Source organism: Streptosporangium sp. NPDC003464 (assembly GCF_053588315.1).
Window position 1 is genome coordinate 1 of sequence record NZ_JBSFPS010000253.1, and the last position, 14,344, is coordinate 14,344.

Below are 14,344 nucleotides of genomic sequence, written 5' to 3' on the forward strand. Positions count from 1 at the left end.
ACCGCCCCCCCACACAACATATAAATAATCGTTGGGGGGCCCCACCCACACCCCCCCCCCCACCTCCACTCTCCCCAAGCCAGCCAACAAGAGGTCAATGATGCAGAAACCCGATCGCGCCCTTCCTGAGGAAAGTCAGTGGGATCTACTGGTCGAACACGGACTGGAATCCTGGTTCAGCTGCCAATGGATAAGCACGGAAGACGGCAACGAGATCGCCCGACGGCTGGGCGTCGATCCCCAGAACGGCACATTGTGTGACTTTCAAACAGCCATGCAATCATACGAAACCAGCCTGGAAGAACTGATCGTATGGGTGGGAGAGCACTCAGCCGGCTGGTCCACCATTCTCACCATCAGCGGCGGAACGGTGCCGCCACGGCTGATAGAGGCGCTGAGTGCAGACGGACAACGCGTACTCGAAGCCTATTATGTGGAAGAGGCCGATCCCGGCAAGCTTCTCTACACTCATGACAGGGAATACCGTGGAGAGATATTCCCTCCTTCCTCCCCTGGGGGATGGATGGAGGTCCCTGAGTTCGCGGCGTACGCGAGCGGGCTGGAGCTCAGCGACGAAATCAGCGACGCTGAAACCTTTGACCGCTACATGTGCATGGTAGGACGGATCACCGGCCGGTTCATCGACCGTGCCTGGTTCGCGTCAACGCGAACCCTGTACCACATTCCACACGAAGCATGACGTCGATGAACGCGTGAACGAGTTTCTCCAGCACGTCAAGCGGCACTTCGCTCTCCTGGAGGCGGTACCGGCGGGTCCCGCCGGTACCAGCAAGTCCTTCGTGTGCGGCTCCTTCTGCGGGACCGATCTGATCAGGCGATGAGCTCTGCGCCTGCCGGAAACTCCATCCGTGCAGTTCAAGCCGCATGCGAGTATTCGTGAAGGACTCCGCCGAGCCGGTCTCGTCGTCCGGATGCCGGTGAGCACGGTCTTGGTGCCGGCTTCGGCAGAGGATCTCGTCCATGAGGGGCGGGAACTTCCCATCTCGATCGCCGATGAGATGGCGTGCCCGGCAGCCCGCATCGTCCAGGTCCATCACCAAGTTCTTTATCGCCTGGATGACCCAGTTTGCACTCGGGTGCGCGACACGCGGACGCGCCTGGTGGCGTGCTCGATGACCGTCAGGACGTACTGGCGTTGTCCGCTGAGAGTAATGGTCTCGATGAAGTCGCGGGCGAGTAGGGCGTCTGCTTGCGAGCGTAGGAAGTCGGCCCATGTGGTGGACGCTCGCTTGGGCGCCGGATCGAGACCTGCCTGTTTGAGGATCTCCCATACGGTGGACGGCGCGATCCTGATGCCGAGTGCAGTGAGCTCTCCGTGGACCCGCCGGTAGCCCCAGCCGGGGTTTTCTCGAACCAAGCGCAGAATGAGGGGGCGGACTGAGCGGACCGTGGGCCGGCGCCCCGGCCAGCCTAGTGCCGCATCAGGCAACGTTCGCCCTGTCGACGACGGCGCGTAGGCGCCGGTCGTCGGCATGGCGGTTGCGCCAGATGATGTAGCGGCGGATCATGCTGCCCTGCTCCCTGTGGCTGGCATGGTCGGTACCGTCCAGAGCGAAGTAGCGCAGCGCGGTATCTCGCGGCGCTCGGCCAGGGTGAAGGTCTTGGGCCGTCCGCCCCGGTACTTGGGCTGCAGGGAGTCGAAGCCGTCGGCGTTGAAGTTATGGATCACGTCGCGGACCCGGTCGGGGCTGGTGAACGTCACCTCGGCGATCTTCGCCACGGGCATGCCCTGGGCCGGCAGCAGCACCCTCTGCGCACGCCGCCGGGTCACCACCGACCCGGTACCGCGGCGGACGGTCCGCAGCAGCCGTCGCCCCTCATCGTCGTCGATCTCCCGGACCCGTACACGTTCGGCCACTCGATCATTCTGGTGAACGACATGTTGTCTGGCGACAGTGACCGAAGGCATGTCATCCAGTTCGACGGCGCCGTAGCTCCTCGAGCCATTGGCGTACCTGCTCGTCGTCATGCAGGAAGTCCTCATTCGGACCGTTGCGCAGGTCGATCCCGTGCAGACGGCTCAACGCCCACCACGCCACGTCGTCCCAGACGAGATCATCATCGGCGCCCCAGCGCCATGCCCAGCGGTCCGCCTCGTCCCGGCTCATCCGTCCATCGAGAACCGCGATGAAACACTGCTCGATCTCGTCCAGACCCGGCTGCTCATCGCCGTTCATGAGCTGACCGTACTCCAACAGGGCAAACGTTGCCTGATGCGGCACTAGAGATCCGAACTCCGTACAGGCCCTAGCAGTCCTTGTCGCGGGGCGGCAGGTTCCCGGTGGTCAGGAAGTCGGTGACGGCCTGGTCGCCGCAGGCGTTGCCGTTGGCGAGGTAGACGCCGTGGCCGCCTGAGTCGACGCTGACCATACGGGCCCGCTGCCCGAACGCCTGGCGCATCTTCAGCGCGCCGCTGTACGGCGTCGACGGGTCACGCAGGTTCTGGACGAGCAGCACGTTGGCCGGGCCGTGCGAGCTGACCCGCACGGGCCGCTCGGCGGGTTCGAAGGGCCAGAAGGCGCACGGCCCCATGTTGACCGGCATGCCCGCGGTCAGCGGGTGGGCGGCCCGGTCGCGCGCCACTTGCCGCCGGTGCCGCTCGACCGAGCTCGGCCACTCGACGTCGTTGCACATGGTGGCGCCGGCGTGGGCGGCGGTGTTCTGCAGGGCGGCCGCCGGCGGCGTGTTCGGCGGGGGCAGCTCGCCCGAGGTCAGGACGGCCCGCATGAGCCCGGCCAGCATGGGGAAGTTCGCGTCGGAATAGAGCGCGTTGAGCATGGTCTCCCGCAGAAGGTTGCCGCTCAGCTCCTCGCCGTCGGCGCCCGGCCACGGCCGGGGCTCGCGGTCCAGTCCGGCCGCGAGCTCGAGGAAGGCGCGGCGGACCGCCGCCGCGTCGGCGCCGAGGCCGTACTCGCCGTCACGGGCCGCCGCCCAGGTGGCGAAGTCGGGGAAGCGGTCTTCCACGCCGACGGCGTAGTTGGCCAGCCACTGCCGCGCCACCCGGCGCGGGTCGGGGTCGTCGTTGCTGTCCAGGACGGCCCGGTCGGTGCGCTCGGGGAACATGGTGGCGTGGACGGCGCCCACGTAGGTGCCGTAGGAGACGCCCCAGTAGGAGATCTTCTGCTCGCCCAGCGCCCGGCGGATCCTGTCGATGTCCCTGGCCTCGTTGCGGGTGCTGATGTGCCGGATGAGCGGCCCGCCGTTGCGGGCGCAGGCCTCGGCGATCCTGCGCGACCAGGCGACGTTCTCGGCGATGCCGCCGTCGGCGCCGGGGTACGGCTTGAGCCTGGTGAGCGAGAGATCACGGGTCTCCAACCCGCACGAAACGGGCGAGCTCCGGCCCACACCGCGTGGGTCGAACCCGACGATGTCGTAGCGGTCGAGCACGTCCTGCGGCAGCCGTTTGACCTGGACGCTGGGCCGGTTCAGGCCCGGGCTGCCCGGCCCGCCGGGGATGATCAGCAGCACGCCACGGCGCAGCGCGGGCTTGGCGGTCCTGATCCGCGACACCGCCAGCGAGATCGTCGGCCCGCCGGACGCCCGGTAGTCCATTGGGACCTGAAGGGTGGCACATTCCTGCCGCGCGTCGACACCGGGCCCTGCGGGGCAGGCGCCCCAGGAGGTGGCCGCCGCCTGCGCGGGGGCCACGAGCCCTGCGGCGAGGACGGCGGTGGATGCTCCGACGGCTGACAGTCTCGCAAGGTTTCGCATCGGGGGTCCTCTTCAGTGATCGTTCGGCCTGTGTCGTCGACTCTGCCGAACCAGGGATCTCCGGACCAGAGACCGCGTCACCGAGGACCCATGACCTCGTCACGGAACGGACATGACAACCAGCCGGCGGGGCCGCCGTGCCCGACGCGGCGATCTATGTCTCGAAACCCTCGTGGCCCACCCCGCCGCCATCGGGTCGGCGGTGGCCGCGCCCCCGCCGCGCCGGGTCACTCCTCGCGCAGCGTCAGGTCCAGCAGCCCCGGGAAGCGCCGGTCGAACTCCGCCCGGCGCAGCCGGTTGACGCGCCTGGGGCCGGCGTCGCGCTGCTCGATGAGCCCGGCCGAGCGCAGCACCGCGAAGTGATGGCTGAGCGCGGGCTTGCCGACGGGCACGTCGAAGGTGCTGCAGGAGCGTGACCAGTCCTCGGAGGCGGCCAGCTCGCGGACGAGCTGGAGGCGGACCGGGTCGGCGAGCGCGGTGAGCGCGGTCAGGACGGACACGTCGTCGGGGTGGACGTGCTGGGGCGCGGGCCGGTGGCTCAAGGCACTCTCCTTGCCAAGTGTTCGATCCGGATCGTACACTCCGAGTATTCGATTTTCGTTGAACACTTTAGTCGAGGGGCGACCCGGCATGCGCGCGATCATTGTGAAGGAACTCGGCGGACCCGAGGTGCTGCGTCTCGCGGAGACCGCGCTGCCGGAGCCCGCGCCGGGTGAGGTGACCGTCGACGTCGCCTACGCGGGCGTCAACTTCGCCGACATCAAGGCCCGCGGCGCCGGCTACCGTGTGACCGCCCTTCCCTTCGTCCCCGGTCTGGAGGTGTCCGGCCACGTCCGCGCCGTCGGCGAGGGGGTGAGCGGGCTGCGGCCCGGCCAGGAGGTCGTCGCGTTCGTCGACGGCGGTGGTTACGCCGAGACCGTCGCCGTCCCCGCGGCCACCGTCTTCCCGCTGCCGGCCGGGGTCCCGCTGCGCACCGGGGCGTCCCTGCCCACCGTCCTGCCGACCGCGCACGCCCTCCTCCACGAGGTGGGACGGCTGCGCGCGGGTGAGAGCGTCCTCGTCCAGGGCGCGGCGGGCGGGGTCGGCGCGGCCGCCGGCCAGCTGGCCCGGCTCGGCGGCGCGGGCGCGGTGTACGGCGTGGTCTCCAGCCCCGAGAAGGCGGAGCAGGCGCTGAAGTACGGCTACGACGAGGTGTTCGTAGGTAACGGGTTCCCCGAGGACGTGCGCCGGGCGACCGGCGGCCGCGGCGTGGACCTCGCCCTCGATCCGGTCGGAGGTGAGACCCTCCTGCGCACCCTGGGCTGCCTGTCCCTCTTCGGGCGCCTCGTCTCCTTCGGCAACGCCGGTGGCGGCCCCGCCTGGCAGGTGGGCCAGGCCGAGCTGTACACCGGAGCGCATTCGGTGAGCGGCTTCTCCATCCTCAACCTCGCCAAGTCCGATCCGCGGGCGCTGGCCGACATCGCCGGCCGGGCCTTCCGCCCCGTCACGACCGGTGAGCTGGAGCTGCCCGTGACCGCCGAATTCCCCCTCGCCGAGGCCGCCGAGGCACACCGCCTCGTCGAGACCCGGACCACCACCGGCAAGCTGCTGCTGAAGGTCTTCTAGAGCGCGCCGGAGAGCCGGGCCACCCCCGGGCCAGGTGATGGAGCGGGGAGGCTGTGGCGCCGTATGTGAAGCCCTGACGTGGACAGATGATGGAACAAGGAGACGCCGTGAAGATAGCGGTGATCGGTGCGGGCGGTATCGGCGGTTATTTCGGTGGCCGCCTCGCGGCCGCCGGGCATGATGTCAGCTTTGTGGCAGGAGGCGCGCACCTCGGTGCCCGGACGGGGACGGCGACTCCGGTCAACGCCCTCCTGTACGAGGTGTTGAGTCTGCGCGAAGCGAGAACAGGCGCGACCGGCCCCTGATCTCACGCTCTCGTCCCGCCCCGGCGGCGTGGCAGCCGTCCTCCGGCTCCAGCGCGCCGCGCACGGGGCCGGAGGTGATGGGGACGCCGATCACTGGATCACCTTCTGGAGGAACTCGGTCACGTTGGCCGCGGTCCTGTCGATCTTCTCTTCGAGCGTGAGCGACTCGGGCATCCGCCCGCCGGGCCCGACGTCCTTCTTGCCGCGCAGGTAGAGGGAGCAGGCCAGGTCGGTACAGATGTAGGCGCCCACGGAGTTGCCGTTGCCACCGGTACGGCGGGCGGTCATCAGCGACACGCCGTCGCCGGTGTGCGTGGTCAGGCAGAGCGAGCACATGCTGCGCCGTGTATGTCCGGCGTGCGGGGCGGCCCGTCGCAGCGCCACCCCGACCAGCCGGTCGCCGTGCTCGGCGATCAGGTAGGCGCGGCCGGGGGAGGAGAGGTCTTGCCAGCCGAGGAAGTCCAGGTCGTCCCATGGCCGGGCGTCCAGGTCCCTGGGTATGGCAAGGCGTCTGGCCTCCCCCTTGGTGCAGTTGACGAAAGAGGAACGGACCTCATGCTCGGAAACCGATCTCATAGCTGAAAAGCTATCCCCTGTATGCTGAGACAGCAAACGATTATCTATTTCCCTAGAACTTCTAGGTAAGTAGGGGTGGCGTGTGCCGGAGTGACCGTCGAACGGCCGGCTGAGGCGGCGGCGGAGCCGGCCAAGGGAGAACGTGACCGTCTCGGAGCTCGGGCGCGGATTCGGCGTGAAGGACGCGAGCCTCTACTCGCGCATCGCGAACGCGCACGGGCTGCGGGTCCGGGCGACGCCGGCGCGAGCCGCACACCGTGACGGCTCCCAGCCCGGATGTGCCGGCACCCGCCTGGGGCGCCCCGGTCGCCGGGGCGGAGGAGCCGCGCGGTGCCCGGTCGCGGGGTGCGCGCCGCGTCAGGTGGTGCGGGCCCTGAGGTGGGCCCGCTCGCCCTGGCGGCCGAACAGCACGAGCAGCTCCACCGGCTGGTCGCCCTCGGCGCCGAGCCAGTGCGGGACGTGGGTGTCGAACTCGGCCACCTCGCCGGGGGCCAGGACGAGACTCTGGTCCCCGAGCAGCAGCCGCAGCCGGCCGGCCAGGACGTAGACCCACTCGAAACCCTCATGCGTCTTCAGCTCCGGCTCCAGACCGGCCGGCCTGGTGGGGATGATGAGCTTGTGGGCCTGCAGGCCGCCCGGTCGGCGGCTGAGCGGCACGAAGATCATGCCGTTGTGCCTCACCGGGTGCAGGTGCACACGGGGGTCACCGGTGCGGGGCGCCCCGACCAGTTCGTCCAGCGGGACGGCGTAGATCTCGGCCAGCGGCAGCAGCAGTTCCAGGGTGGGCCTGCGGCCGCCGCTCTCCAGCCGGGACAGGGTGCTTTCGGAGATCTCGGTCCGCTCCGCGATTTCGGCCAGGGTCAGGCCGCGCCGCCGGCGCAGCTCCCGCAGGCGCGGTCCTACGGCGGTCAGCACATCCTTACGTTCTGCCATATCCCCATCTTGCTGAAACGGCATGAAGGATTGCAAGCGGAGTGGGCCCGGGTTCATTCTCCTCAGGCACCCCCCGCACGGGCCCGGGACCGGCCGCCACGACCGGCCGGCCACGGCGCCGGCGCACCGGGCGGAGCCCGCGATGCGCGACCCGATGGACATGAGCGACCCGATGCGCGACCCGATGAAGACGAACGACCGGATGAGTGACCGGATGAACATGAGCGACCCGATGCGCGACCCGATGAAGACGAACGACCGGATGAGCGACCGGATGGACATGAGTGACCCGATGGAGATGAACGACCGGATGAGTGACCGGATGGACATGAGTGACCGGATGGGCGACCCGATGGACATGGACCCCGCCGGCGACGCCGAACGCTTCTGGGAGAAGCACTACGCCGGCCGCGACAGGGTCTGGAGCGGCAACCCCAATCCCCTGCTCGCCGAAACCGCCCGAACCCTGCCGGTGGGCACGGCGCTGGACCTCGGCAGCGGGGAGGGCGGCGACGCCGTCCATCTGGCCGCCCAGGGCTGGCAGGTGATCGCCGTCGACGTCTCGGCCACCGCCCTGGCGCGCACCCGCGCCCACGCCCGGGCGGCGGGCGTCGCCGACCGCGTCACCACCCAGCAGCACGACCTGGCCCACACCTTCCCCCACGGCGCCTTCGACCTCATCAGCGCCCAGTACCTGCACAGCCCCCTCGACTTCCCCCGCGAGCACGTCCTGCGCCAGGCCGCACGCGCCCTCACCCTCGGCGGCCTGCTCCTCATCGTCGACCACGGCTCCGTACGCCCGTGGGCCTGGAATCCCGACCCCCACACGCACTTCCCCACCCCCCAGGACATCTACGGCGGCCTCCACCTCGACCCCGCCCGCTACCGCTCCGAACGCCTCGACACCCCCCGGCGAGAGGCCGTCGGACCCAACGGCGAGACGGCCACTGTCACCGACACCGTCGTCGCGGTCCGCCGCGTCCCACACCCGTCCGGCGGTGCGTAGCAGGGCCCCCTTCCGGCCGGGAGCGTCCGGGGCCCTCGCGGTGTCCGGTCCGGGGACGCGGCCGGCCCCGGACTGGGACGGGGCTCAGGGGGTGGGCGGGGCCGGCGGCAGCGGCGCGAACAGGTCGACGCCGTTGCCGTCCGGATCGCGCACCAGGGCGTAGCGCTGTCCCCAGACCGCGTCCCAGGGCTCCTTGTGCCCCTCGTAGCCCGCCTCGACGAGATCGGCGTAGACCCGGTCCACCTCGGCGGGGCCGTCGCAGGCGAAGGCCAGGCTGATCCGCGCGTCCCCGCTGGGCGGTGTCCACTCCGGGTCGAAGGAGCGGATGGTGTCGACGCGATCCCACGCGAGCCGCAGCCCGCCGGGCAGGGTCACCTCCACGTGGGGCTCGGTGTCGGCCGTCGGGGGATGTCGAGTCCGAGGCGGCGGTAGAAGGACAGGGACTTGCTCAGGTCGGCCACGACGAGGCCGATCAGATTGAACGAAGGTGCCATGTCCGCAACGGTACGGACCCGGCCGCACGCCTGTCTTGAACGGATCGGACATGCACCCCGCGTCCCGCCGGGTGCGGCGCGGGCGTGGCGGGGCCCCGGGCCCCGGGCCCCGGGCCCGGGGCCGCGGGGTCAGGACTCGGCGACGCGGAGGACGATCTTGCCTTGGATGTGTCCCTCGGCGGCACGGGCGTGGGCCTGGGCGGCCTCGGCGAGGGGGAAGACGCTGTCGACGCCGACGCGGAGACGACCCTCGTCGACGAGGCGGGCCAGCTCGGCCATGTCCGCGCCGTCCGAGCGGACCTGGCCGCTCCGGAAGGCGATGCCGAGCTCGGCGGCGCGGTCGCGGTGGTAGTCGCCGAAGAAGATCGGGCAGATCGTCCCGCCGGGCCTCAGGATCCGCAGGAAGCGGTGCCCGTCCGGGCCGCCGACCGTGTCGATCAGCAGGTCCACCTCGCCCACAACCTCCTCGGCCGGGACGCGGGTGTGGTCGACGTATTCGTCCACGCCGAGCCCGCGCAGGAACTCCTCGTGGCGGGTGGAGGCGACGCCGATGACATGGGCGTCGCGGATCTTGGCGAGCTGGACCGCGAAGTGCCCGACGCCCCCGGCCGCGCCGTTCACCAGGACCCGTTCCCCGCCCGCGAGGCCGACGTGGCCGAAGAGGTTCTGGTAGGCGGTGAGCCCGGACATCGGGATCCCGGCGGCCGCCACGTGGTCGATGCCGGACGGCTTGCGCGCCAGGTGGGCGACCGGCGCGGTGGTGTACTCGGCGTAGGTCCGGCCGCCGTCGTTCATGTTGCCGAAGCGGATCATGCCGAAGACCTCGTCGCCCTCGCGGAACTCGGTGACGCCCTCGCCGACGGCGACGACGACGCCCGAGGCGTCGGAGCCGGGCGTCCACGGCAGGCGCAGCTCCGGGCGCAGCTCCTCGGGGATCGAGGTGAAGCCGCTGCGCGCGTACCAGTCGGGCGGGTTCACGCCGGCGGCGTGAACCCGGACGAGGACGTCGCCGGGTCCGGGCTCGGGGCGGGTCACCTCTTCGTAGGTGAGGACCTCGGGTCCGCCCTGCGTGTGGACGCGGATGGCCATCATCGTCGTTTCGGGCATGGGGATGCTCCCTCGTCGGAGCCCCGGCAATATCCGGAGCAGTGCTCCGAATACTAGACGGAGCACCGCTCCGCTTGTCAATGGGCCAGAATGCGTGCATGACCGGAACAGACCCCGTCCGTCCGCGGGCACCCCGCGCCGACGCGCTGCGCAACCGCGCGCGCATCCTGGAGGTGGCCAGGGCCGTCGTCGAGGAACAGGGCGCGCAGGCGTCGCTCCGCGACATCGCGCGGCGCGCGGAGGTCGGCATGGGCACCCTCTACCGGCACTTCGCGACCCGCGAGGAGTTGCTGGAGGCCCTCCTGCGCCGGCGCTTCGACCACCTGGCCGGACACGCCGCCGCGCTGGAGGCGGACCGGCCGCCGGCCGAGGCGCTGGCCGAGTGGCTGCGTGCCTTCACCTCCGGGACCGCCGCCTACCGGGGTCTCGCCACTTCGATGATGGCCACGATCGACGACGAGTCCTCGCCGCTGCACGCCTCCTGCGGCGCGATGCGCGCCGCCGGGGCGCGACTGCTGCGGCGCGCCCAGGACGCGGGCGCCGTCCGGCCGGACGTGGACGGCCTCGATCTGTTCGCGCTGGTCGGCGCCGTCTCGTGGATCGCCGACCAGACCCCGACGATCGCCGCCCGCCGCGACCACCTGTTCGCACTGATCATGGACGGCCTCGCCCACCCGGCTCCCACCGGCTGAGCGGCGTCCTTCCGGCTCCGGGCGGCGGCCGCCGGCCGACCGGACGGCGGCCGGGGCCGTACCGGTGCCCGCGCCACCCGCGGTAGCCACTTTTTTGTGGGTACTTGTCGGTGGGCCTGGCCGGCCCGAAGCTTGGTCGTGGGCGGTCGGAGGGCCATCGGATCCGGGTGAGAGGGGGAGGCCGGCGGTGCATCAGGAGATCGGCGGGGCCTCGGCCAGCTTCTCCAGGCGGCGGTGGCCCCAGTCGGAAAGAGGCTCCAACGCCTCGGAGAGCTCGCGGCCGAACGCGGTCAGGGAGTACACGGTCTTCAGCGGCCGCACGTCGTGCACCTCCCGGTGGACCAGTCCGTCGGCCTCCATCTCCCGGAGCGTGTGAGTCAGCACCTTCTCGGTGAGGCCCGGCAGCCGCCGGCGCAGCTCGCCGGGGCGGTGCGGACCGGATTCCAGCAGCCAGAGCAAGACCGTCTTCCACTTGCCGTCGATCACGGCGATCGCAGCCGTCACTCCGCACACATTCGGGTCCTGGGCACGGCTGCGTGTCATCTTCATCCCGTTCATCACCGGTTGTTCATTCTTATCGAGGAGTTGAGGCATGCCCTCGCACACCGAACAGTCTGCCGTCACCGTGCTCGGCCTGGGGCCGATGGGCCGGGCCCTGGCCGGCGCCTTCCTGGACGCCGGCCTGCGGACCACGGTCTGGAACCGGACGCCGGGCAGGGACCGGGAGCTGGTCGAGCGGGGCGCGGTCGGCGTCCCGTCACCCGAAGCGGCGGTCGCCGCAAGCGCGTTGACCGTGCTCTGCGTGGTGAACTACGACGCGGTGGACGCCATCGTGCGGCGCGACGCGGTCGCCGACGCGCTCAAGGGGCGCACGATCGCGAACCTGACCGCCGACACCCCCGACCGGGCCCGGAACGCCGCGGCCTGGGCGGCCGAGCACGGCATCGGGTATCTGGACGGTGCGATCATGACACCGACCACGACCATCGGCACGCCGGCCGCGGTGTTCCTGCACAGCGGCCCCGAGGAGATCTACCGGGAGCACCGGGCGGTGCTGGACGCGCTGGGGGGCACCCACACCCACCTCGGTGAGGAGGTCGGCCGGGCGGCCGCGTACGACATCGCGCTGCTCGACATCTTCTGGACCGCGATGGCGGGCTACGCGCACGCACTGGCCGTGGCGAGGGCGGAAGGCATCACCGCGCGGGAGCTGGCACCGTTCGCCAAGGGCATCGGCGCGATCCTTCCGCCGATCTTCGAGCAGGCCGCGGAGGAAGTGGACAGCGGCGGATTCTCCGGCGAGGGCAACCCGATCACCTCGGCGGTGTCGTCCATGGCCCACATCGTCCACACCTCCGAGGCCCATGGCATCGACGCGGGCGTGATGCGTGCGGCCGAAGGTCTGGCACGCCGCGCCATCGGACGGGGTCACGGCACGGACGGGTTCCTCCGGATCACCGAGATCCTGAACCCTCGGTGACGCCGCCCGCGTCCTGAGGGGGCCGAGTCCCAGGGCCGCTCGCCGCCACCGCCACCGCCACCGCCACCGCCGGCGTCGGCTCCGCCGTACGGGGCGCTCCCGGCGCCGGGCGGCGGTACCGAATGCCTGGACGCCGGGGCGGTGAACGGTCACGGTGACCGGCTTCACTCTCACGGCAGGACCAGGGACTGTCGCGGAAGTTAATCAAGATCGTAGATGGTCATGGTCCAGGAGGCGTGGTGATCCGACGGGCGGCCAGGGGGCGACTGGAGCCGTCGCTGCCGGTGGGCAATACGCTGCGATCCGGGCAAACCGCCACCGAATCGTCACATGGAAGACGCCAACGCATGAATACGCCATCATCGCCATCCGGAGCGGAGCGGACTGACGGATCATCCGTCCGGATCGGCGCTCTCGTTCCGCTGACCCGGCCTGGCTGGATCGAGGCAGGCCAACACTTGCTCGCCGGACTTGAACTGGCCGTTCGCGAGGTCAATGACGCCGGCGGGATCGTCGGAAGGCCACTCGAACTGGTGGTCCGAGACACCGCGGCTGATCCACAGAGGGCCGCGGCGGCCGTGGACGAATTGGCCGGCCTGGGCGTGGCCGCCTTGGCGGGGGAGTATCACAGCGTCGTCGCTCGCGCCGCTGCCGCCCGGGCCGACGCCCTCGGCCTGCCGTTCCTCTGCTCGTCAGCGGTTCTCGACGCGCTCACCGAACAGCCGACGGAATGGGTCGCGCGCCTCGCCCCGGCGCAGTCCCGCGGCTGGCGGATCTACGCGGACTTCCTCCTCGGCGCGGGCCACAGTCGGATCGCCGTGGCAACCCAGCCGAGTGTCTACTGGGCATCTGGGGCCCGCATCCTGCGGGACCACCTCGCTCCACGCGGCGGCACCGTCATCGAACTCGACATGAACGCGCTCACCCCCACGGCCGTGTGCGACGAACTCGTCGACAATCGTGCGACAGCCCTCCTTCTTCTGGTCGGCCACCCGGAGCCGGCAGTGCCGATCGTCAAGGCTGTCCGCGGTGACCAGCGCCTCGGTGAGATCATGATCGGTGCTCCGGCCGGGCAGCCGGAGTTCGCCGAATGGGCGAGGTCGCTGGGCGACGACGGCGCCGCGATCCCGTTCCTGCGCTACCTGCCCGAGCGCCTCAGCCCGCTCGGCGCACGGGTCGAGACGGCCCTGCGCGAGCGGCTGGGCGGAGCGCCCTCCTTCGTCGCGTTCGAGGGCTATGACGCGGTCACCGTCCTCGCCGACGTGCTGCGTTCTCACGGCGCGGACCGGGCGCGCATGGCCGAGTCCTGGCCGAGCGTCGCAGTCGAAGGCACCCGCGGGCAGATCCAGTTCTCCCGCACGCCAGGCATCAGCGTCTGGCAATGGGCTTGGCCGCCGATCCAGGTCGTTGATCGAGATCCGGCGGAACCCGATCGCTTTCGGATCCTTCATGCCGGCTGAGAGCACGGAGGTCCGATTGTCCAGATCTGTCGGAATTTGAGGCTGTCTACCGGTCTACGCGTTAATACTTAGGGTCTGTTGTGACCGTGCTGGTCACAGCCATCAATGAGTGGCTGTGACCAGCACGGCCGCGTCCCGGCCCCTTGCCCACTAGTAGCCGGCCACCCGAGGCCAGCGCAGCTCGACACCGTCCTGGGCGAGCCTCTGCTGGAAGTCGGCGAGCAGTTCCTCCTTCTCCCGTACGGCGTGCGGTGCGATCCCGTTGTCCAGGCAGAAGGCCGCCAGCGCGCCGGCGGCCTCGCCGGCGTTCCACTCCACCGGGTGCAGCCGGTAGGCGCCGTTGGTGATGTGGGTGGTGCCGATGTTCTTGGCGGCGGGCAGGAGGTTGGTCATCCGCTCCGGGATCAGCGCGCCGAGCGGGATCTCGAACGGCGAGCAGCCCACGTCGATGTAGTTGTCGCCCCCGGTGGAGGGGTGCAGGTCGATGCGGTACATGCCGATGCCGACCGAGTCGTCGTAGCCGACGGCGCCCTTGTCGCCGCGTACGGCCAGCGACAGGTCCTGCTCGGTGACGGTGTACAGGGCGCGGATCCGCCGTGACTCCCGGATGTAGGGGGCCTGGGCCAGGCCGTCGGCCGAGCCGGTCACGTCGCCGCGCAGCCGCAGGCCGGGGAAGCCGGCGCCGCCGTCGGAGCGGGGTGCCTCGGTCTGCAGCCAGTACAGGACCGAGCGGGACAGCTCACGCGCCGCCGCCAGGTGCCGGTCGGCGTCCGGAACGTCGATGACCGGCCCCTCCATGTAATCGATCATCGGCCAGTTGACCAGCGTGATGTCGCTGGCGTAGGCGCCGGTGACGAAGTTGCGGCGGGCGGCGATCCGGCGGAAGGTCCACAGGTTGAGGTCCCCCTCGCTGTGCCGCTGGTCGGCGTCCATCAGCAGGGGGTCGTCGTCGGG

At 70.6% G+C, this 14,344-nt stretch carries 19 protein-coding genes; 8 read left to right on the forward strand and 11 right to left on the reverse strand.

Going from position 1 to position 14,344, the window contains the following annotated elements; translation table 11 throughout:
- The first annotated feature begins 97 nt into the window (after positions 1-97).
- Positions 98-700 carry a hypothetical protein gene (locus ACWDS7_RS38310; protein ID WP_451933241.1) on the forward strand — a complete coding sequence of 201 codons (603 nt, stop codon included), beginning with the start codon at positions 98-100 and terminating at the stop codon, positions 698-700.
- Between the two features lie 13 nt (positions 701-713).
- A complete protein-coding gene (locus ACWDS7_RS38315) occupies positions 714-842 on the forward strand; it encodes a hypothetical protein (protein ID WP_451933242.1) in 129 nt (42 codons plus the stop codon).
- Positions 843-1,525: 683 nt separating this feature from the next.
- On the opposite strand, the gene ACWDS7_RS38320 is transcribed toward ACWDS7_RS38315, so the two are convergent.
- From ACWDS7_RS38320 to ACWDS7_RS38335, 4 genes are all read right to left on the reverse strand, one after another.
- A complete protein-coding gene (locus ACWDS7_RS38320) occupies positions 1,526-1,879 on the reverse strand; it encodes a helix-turn-helix domain-containing protein (protein WP_451933243.1) in 354 nt (117 codons plus the stop codon).
- 52 nt (positions 1,880-1,931) lie between these two features.
- Complete coding sequence (locus tag ACWDS7_RS38325; protein ID WP_451933244.1) at positions 1,932-2,198, reverse strand: hypothetical protein; 267 nt, start codon at positions 2,196-2,198, stop codon at positions 1,932-1,934.
- Between the two features lie 70 nt (positions 2,199-2,268).
- On the reverse strand, positions 2,269-3,573 hold the full coding sequence (locus ACWDS7_RS38330; RefSeq protein ID WP_451933245.1) for an alpha/beta hydrolase: 1,305 nt from the start codon (positions 3,571-3,573) through the stop codon (positions 2,269-2,271).
- A 386-nt stretch (positions 3,574-3,959) separates the two neighbouring features.
- Positions 3,960-4,274, reverse strand: coding sequence for an ArsR/SmtB family transcription factor (locus tag ACWDS7_RS38335; protein WP_306870234.1), 315 nt, complete (start codon positions 4,272-4,274; stop codon positions 3,960-3,962).
- 88 nt (positions 4,275-4,362) lie between these two features.
- Here ACWDS7_RS38335 and ACWDS7_RS38340 point away from each other — a divergent pair, with 88 nt between their 5' ends.
- Together ACWDS7_RS38340 and ACWDS7_RS38345 are read left to right on the forward strand one after the other, a co-directional pair.
- Complete coding sequence (locus ACWDS7_RS38340) at positions 4,363-5,337, forward strand: quinone oxidoreductase family protein (protein WP_451933246.1); 975 nt, start codon at positions 4,363-4,365, stop codon at positions 5,335-5,337.
- A gap of 107 nt (positions 5,338-5,444) precedes the next feature.
- Entirely contained in the window at positions 5,445-5,642 is a 198-nt protein-coding gene (locus ACWDS7_RS38345; RefSeq protein WP_451933247.1) for a 2-dehydropantoate 2-reductase N-terminal domain-containing protein, read from the forward strand.
- Positions 5,643-5,732: 90 nt separating this feature from the next.
- Here ACWDS7_RS38345 and ACWDS7_RS38350 read toward each other — a convergent pair whose 3' ends face one another.
- Positions 5,733-6,218, reverse strand: coding sequence for an FBP domain-containing protein (locus ACWDS7_RS38350; RefSeq protein WP_451933248.1), 486 nt, complete (start codon positions 6,216-6,218; stop codon positions 5,733-5,735).
- Between the two features lie 357 nt (positions 6,219-6,575).
- A complete protein-coding gene (locus ACWDS7_RS38355; protein ID WP_306870247.1) occupies positions 6,576-7,151 on the reverse strand; it encodes a helix-turn-helix domain-containing protein in 576 nt (191 codons plus the stop codon).
- Positions 7,152-7,293: 142 nt separating this feature from the next.
- Here ACWDS7_RS38355 and ACWDS7_RS38360 point away from each other — a divergent pair, with 142 nt between their 5' ends.
- Positions 7,294-8,157, forward strand: a complete 864-nt coding sequence (locus tag ACWDS7_RS38360) for an SAM-dependent methyltransferase (protein ID WP_451933249.1) — start codon at positions 7,294-7,296, stop codon at positions 8,155-8,157.
- 84 nt (positions 8,158-8,241) lie between these two features.
- On the opposite strand, the gene ACWDS7_RS38365 is transcribed toward ACWDS7_RS38360, so the two are convergent.
- The 3 genes from ACWDS7_RS38365 to ACWDS7_RS38375 form a co-directional block, all read right to left on the reverse strand.
- The gene (locus ACWDS7_RS38365; protein WP_451933250.1) at positions 8,242-8,538 is read right to left on the reverse strand and encodes a VOC family protein; all 297 of its coding nucleotides are present in this window, start codon (positions 8,536-8,538) and stop codon (positions 8,242-8,244) included.
- A complete protein-coding gene (locus tag ACWDS7_RS38370) occupies positions 8,529-8,651 on the reverse strand; it encodes a hypothetical protein (protein WP_451933251.1) in 123 nt (40 codons plus the stop codon). Before ACWDS7_RS38370 ends, ACWDS7_RS38365 begins: the two co-directional genes overlap by 10 nt.
- 129 nt (positions 8,652-8,780) lie before the next feature.
- Positions 8,781-9,758, reverse strand: a complete 978-nt coding sequence (locus ACWDS7_RS38375; RefSeq protein ID WP_451933252.1) for an NADP-dependent oxidoreductase — start codon at positions 9,756-9,758, stop codon at positions 8,781-8,783.
- Positions 9,759-9,856: 98 nt separating this feature from the next.
- Here ACWDS7_RS38375 and ACWDS7_RS38380 point away from each other — a divergent pair, with 98 nt between their 5' ends.
- Positions 9,857-10,450 carry a TetR/AcrR family transcriptional regulator gene (locus ACWDS7_RS38380; RefSeq protein ID WP_306870254.1) on the forward strand — a complete coding sequence of 198 codons (594 nt, stop codon included), beginning with the start codon at positions 9,857-9,859 and terminating at the stop codon, positions 10,448-10,450.
- Positions 10,451-10,642: 192 nt separating this feature from the next.
- Here the strand turns inward: ACWDS7_RS38380 and ACWDS7_RS38385 are convergent, their stop codons facing one another.
- Entirely contained in the window at positions 10,643-10,954 is a 312-nt protein-coding gene (locus ACWDS7_RS38385) for a winged helix-turn-helix transcriptional regulator (RefSeq protein WP_451933253.1), read from the reverse strand.
- Between the two features lie 88 nt (positions 10,955-11,042).
- On the opposite strand from ACWDS7_RS38385, the gene ACWDS7_RS38390 reads away from it, so the two are divergent.
- Entirely contained in the window at positions 11,043-11,930 is an 888-nt protein-coding gene (locus ACWDS7_RS38390; protein WP_451933254.1) for an NAD(P)-dependent oxidoreductase, read from the forward strand.
- A 347-nt stretch (positions 11,931-12,277) separates the two neighbouring features.
- Positions 12,278-13,390: an ABC transporter substrate-binding protein gene (locus ACWDS7_RS38395; RefSeq protein ID WP_451933255.1), complete on the forward strand. Its 1,113-nt coding sequence runs from the start codon at positions 12,278-12,280 to the stop codon at positions 13,388-13,390.
- A gap of 150 nt (positions 13,391-13,540) precedes the next feature.
- Here ACWDS7_RS38395 and ACWDS7_RS38400 read toward each other — a convergent pair.
- On the reverse strand, positions 13,541-14,344 hold an 804-nt coding region (locus tag ACWDS7_RS38400), incomplete at its 5' end, for an FAD-dependent oxidoreductase (RefSeq protein WP_451933256.1).